This window comes from Asticcacaulis aquaticus (assembly GCF_028550415.1).
In the GTDB taxonomy this organism is placed as follows: Bacteria; Pseudomonadota; Alphaproteobacteria; order Caulobacterales; family Caulobacteraceae; genus Asticcacaulis; species Asticcacaulis aquaticus.
This window is the reverse complement of record NZ_JAQQKX010000033.1, coordinates 1-2,975: the sequence shown is the minus strand read 5'-3', so window position 1 is coordinate 2,975 and position 2,975 is coordinate 1. Positions and strand designations below refer to the sequence as shown.

3 protein-coding genes are annotated in these 2,975 nt (G+C 54.2%); 2 read left to right on the top strand and 1 reads right to left on the bottom strand.

Features of this window, described 5'->3' with window-relative positions; translation table 11 throughout:
* Positions 1-891: exo-rhamnogalacturonan lyase family protein (locus tag PQU92_RS18710; protein WP_497006759.1), on the top strand; the 891-nt coding region annotated here is incomplete at its 5' end.
* Between the two features lie 29 nt (positions 892-920).
* On the opposite strand, the gene PQU92_RS18705 is transcribed toward PQU92_RS18710, so the two are convergent.
* Positions 921-1,577 carry a TetR/AcrR family transcriptional regulator gene (locus PQU92_RS18705; protein ID WP_272749814.1) on the bottom strand — a complete coding sequence of 219 codons (657 nt, stop codon included), beginning with the start codon at positions 1,575-1,577 and terminating at the stop codon, positions 921-923.
* 548 nt (positions 1,578-2,125) lie between these two features.
* Here PQU92_RS18705 and PQU92_RS18700 point away from each other — a divergent pair.
* Positions 2,126-2,755 (top strand): GntR family transcriptional regulator, encoded by a 630-nt coding sequence (locus PQU92_RS18700; protein ID WP_272749813.1) that lies wholly within the window; start codon positions 2,126-2,128, stop codon positions 2,753-2,755.
* Positions 2,756-2,975: the final 220 nt, after the last annotated feature.

Below are 2,975 nucleotides of genomic sequence, written 5' to 3'. Positions count from 1 at the left end.
GTCTATCACCTTGGGCGTTTCAAAGGCTTCGGCACGCGTCACGGCGTCCAGCCGTGGTCGGATTCGTCGAAGCAGCCGCGCGTATCGAACGTCGCCTATCGTCGCATCTTCTATTACCTCACCGCCGATGAACGGGTCGGCGACCTGATGCGCGATCTTCTGGAATCCGATCACGCGATCAAGAATGTCGATATCGGCCGCAAGTTACCGAAGTCGGAGGCGCAAAAGGCTGCGGGTGAAGGCGAACTGACCTCGGCCTTCGGCACCTCATGGGGGGCTTACGTGGCCGCCTGGCTCACCGAATGGGAACGCACTGGGGACACCAAATGGCGAGACCGCATCCTGAATGGCATGACGAGCATAGGTAAACTGGACCGACGGTGGATGGCGGGCGGCGCCCCTTACGATTTGAAAACCGGGACATTCGGCGGCAAGGGCGATTATATCAAGCTTTCGCATCTCAATGCGGTCTTCGGCGTAGTCGAGATGAGTTCCGAGATGTTGGCTCTGGTGGACGAGCCTTTCTATCGTCGAGCGTGGCTCGAATATTGCCGTTGGTACAATGCCCCAGCTCAGGCATTTGAGGCCCAGTTTGGCCAGAAGCCCGGCGACCGCAATTTGCTGGAGGGCCATTCGCGTCTTACCGCCTACGCCGCTTACCACGAAAGGGACAAGGCCTTGGCTCTTAGGGCATGGGACGAATTTTTCCGTGAAAAACGCGACCTGACAAAGCGTCCAACCCGGATGAGTGGCCCCTCTGTCTTGCGCCCAATTGATGAAGACCCATTGCTGTCAACCAATGGTACAGCACAATGGGGATTGGCCGCGATTCAGAATATGGCGTTGATAGGCGACACACTTGATGAGGCGCTTGGTCTGCGGAAGACATGAAACGACGTCGCGCCTTTAGCGTGCCCACCTCAGTGGGGAACGGCCAACCCTGCCTTCAAAATAAGGATGGCACTGCGCAGCACCGCCTCTAAGGACGAGGTCGGCAGGTTTTGGTTCGTGCGATTGTCGAAATCGATCAACGCGGCCAGAAAACCAAGGTTGAAAGGCGAAAGACGTTGCAACAAATCCTCGCGATCCAAACCGGCGATCCTATGGAGCCGTTCAAAGATCGCCATATACCCCGGTCGAGTAGGCAAGGCGAAATGCTGATCGAGCGAGGTCGCGACGATGTATTGAATTCTAAAGCGGGCGTAGGATTGAGAGCCCGCGCGGTCCACCTGATTGGCGACCGGCGCTAACAATACCTCGGCCACCGCTTCAAGATCGTCACCCAGACCCAGCTCGTCGATTTTTTCAAGCCGGGTCGCACGGTCCTGGTCAATGGCCTCTTCCCGAATTTTCCAGATTGCTTGAACAAGCTTATCGCGGTCGCCGAAATGGTAATTGACCGCCGCATTGTTTGCTTGACCGGCATCACGCGCGATGGCTTCCACGGACACGCCCTGAACGCCTTGGCTAGCCATCAGACGTTCGCCCGAAGCCATTAGCTTGGTGCGCGTGCTGTTGTGATTTCGCGATATATCCTCAATCGTAACAAAGGACAGCGGCAGGACTAAACTCGACATCGTAACGGCACTTGAGAGCTGAATGAGGCGGTCGCTTTGGTGATGGAAAAACGGTGAGGTTCAACCTCTATCTTTCTGTCCTTGCTCCCACTTCTCCCTATTAACGTATCGGACGGGGAGATGCAAAAGTGCGCTCGACGGCGACACCATGACCGAATCAACCGTGCAAAACGTCCCCTCATTTTATGAAATTGGGGGCGAATTTTCGGGCTCTTTTCGGCAATATGCGCCCGTGTCAGTTACAAGTCTCATCAGTCGGCCACCAGTGCAGAATTTTACGGCGTTTCGGCCGTGTTTTTTCTCATTGTGACACTTTCGCATCGGTAGCGTTTAAGTCCTTCTCGCATTTGCGTTATAATCGAGTTATATTCGAAAAAATTCCAAAAAACGTAAGCTATCCAATTACATTAGTGAAATCTTGCGGTATTCAGCGCCCCACAACTCTTGATTTTAAATCACCCTGCTTACACACTTACTCTGCAAAACCGATCGCCCGTGTACCGAGCACCGTGAACACTGCGATACCGGCGGCGCTAGGAGTTCAGCCGATGGTGGGAAAACCACTGGCCTATGACAGGGTTTACGCCGCAATCAAACACGCAATCATGACCGGAGGTTTATGGCCTGGCGAACGGATCGATCACGCTCGCTTGAAAGCTCTGGTCGGCACTAGCCACATCCGAATCCGGGAGGCCTTGCGCCGCCTATCGGCTGAAGGATTGGTGCAGGCTGAACGGCGAGAGGGTTTTTCCGTTCCGTATGTTACTGAAGCAGGCTTGTCAGGCCTATATCGTTGGTGCCATCACAGTATGCTGTTTCCGGCGCGCACAGGCACACCTCCCCGCCCCGAACTCGTTGCTCAGATCGATTTCACGGCTTTAAGAGCCATGCCGATTGCGGAAGCTACCTCCCGTTTTTTTCTTGCGGTGGCGATCGCGGCTGACAATATTGACGCTGAATTGGCGACCCGACATGCTAATGATCGGCTTCATCTGGTTCGCACGTTGAAGGAGCCTTTCGTGCCGGATTCCACGGCCGAACTGGACACCTTAATCGACCTCTGGCTTAAAGGTGCCATTCCCGAATTTGAGAACGGATTAAACGTCTATTTTCAGCGTCGCCTCGATCTTGTCCCGCAGATCGTCCGCCTATTACACCGTCGCCCGACTTTCATCTGACAGCGATAATCATTCCAGCCAAATGGGCTCCCTAGAGCTAACCGATTATAATCGGATTATATTTGAATTATAAAATTCATATACCCGCGTTGCGCACCTACTGTTGATTTCCGCTGAGAAGTGCCCCACTTGGCGGGCTAATTTCCACTGAGAAGTGACCCATGTGAAACTCCCCTCGTTGTATGGCAGCGAGGGCTCAAGGAGTGATAGACATGGCGTT

Coding starts and splice junctions, on each gene's coding strand:
- PQU92_RS18705 (WP_272749814.1), bottom strand. CDS start 1,577: ATGTCGAGTTTAGTCCTGCCGCTGTCCTTTGTTACGATTGAGGATATA.
- PQU92_RS18700 (WP_272749813.1), top strand. CDS start 2,126: ATGGTGGGAAAACCACTGGCCTATGACAGGGTTTACGCCGCAATCAAA.